This window comes from Salinimicrobium oceani, from assembly GCF_012037645.1.
The window spans coordinates 1-1,076 of sequence record NZ_JAAVJR010000036.1; the positions used below are offsets into that span (position 1 = coordinate 1).

Sequence of the window (1,076 nt, forward strand, 5' to 3'; positions counted from 1 at the left end):
GAGAGCTGTTATATTGTCCTTTAGCTGTGCCACCCGACTCACACCTACCAATACCGAGGTCACCCTTTCATCTTTTAAGATCCAGGCTATGGCCATTTGCGCCAGGCTTTGGTCTCTTTCCTGAGCAATAGCGTTAAGAGCTTTAATTTGATCCAGCAGCTGGGGTGTAAGCTTGTTCTTATCAAAGTACCCACCTTTTATTGCCGCTCTGGAGTCAGCAGGAATTCCCTCTAAATATTTCGAGGTCAAAATGCCCTGTTCAAGAGGTGAAAAAACTATACTGCCCAAACCTTCTTTTTCAAGGGTATCCATGAGTCCGTCTTCAACCCATCGATCAAGCATATTATAGCGTGGCTGGTGAATAATGAATGGAGTTCCCAGACTTCTTAGCATTTCTGCAGCCTTGGCGGTTTGGCCTGCCGAATATTGTGAAACGCCAACGTACAAAGCCTTTCCCTGTCTTACGATCTGGTCCAGAGCTCCCATTGTCTCCTCCAGAGGAGTCTCGGGGTCTGGCCGGTGGTGGTAAAAAATATCCACATAATCCAATCCCATTCGCTGCAAGGATTGATCAAGGCTGGCAATAAGATATTTTCTGGAGCCGAAGTTTCCATAAGGTCCCGGCCACATATCCCAGCCGGCCTTGGTGGAGATCAAGAGCTCATCCCGATAGGATCTGAAATCTTCCCTGAAGATCTTTCCGAAGTTTTCCTCAGCCGATCCATAGGGAGGTCCGTAATTATTTGCAAGATCAAAATGGGTTATTCCATGATCAAAAGCGGTACGAAGCAGTTGCCTCGAATTTTCGAAACTGGTACTATTTCCAAAGTTGTGCCACAGCCCCAGGGAAAGTAGAGGGAGTTGGATCCCGCTCCTTCCGCAGCGGCGGTATTCAATTTTCTCATAGCGATCTTTGGCAGCAGTATATAAGTTCATAATTTATTCTTTTTTCAGCATTCTACGATAAAAGGGCAAAAGTTGTTCGGCCATTAATTCATGGTCCTCTGCACTTGGATGCCCCGAACAACCACGGGAATAGATCTTATTAAATTCAAAGATCTCAATAGGTTTATCGG

Annotated in this window: 1 protein-coding gene; it reads right to left on the reverse strand. The window is 45.8% G+C overall.

Translation table 11 applies throughout. The features are described from left to right. A partial coding sequence (mgrA, locus tag HC175_RS15180) for an L-glyceraldehyde 3-phosphate reductase (RefSeq protein ID WP_168139325.1) occupies window positions 1-936 on the reverse strand: 936 nt, incomplete at its 3' end. Between the last annotated feature and the right edge of the window lie 140 nt (window positions 937-1,076).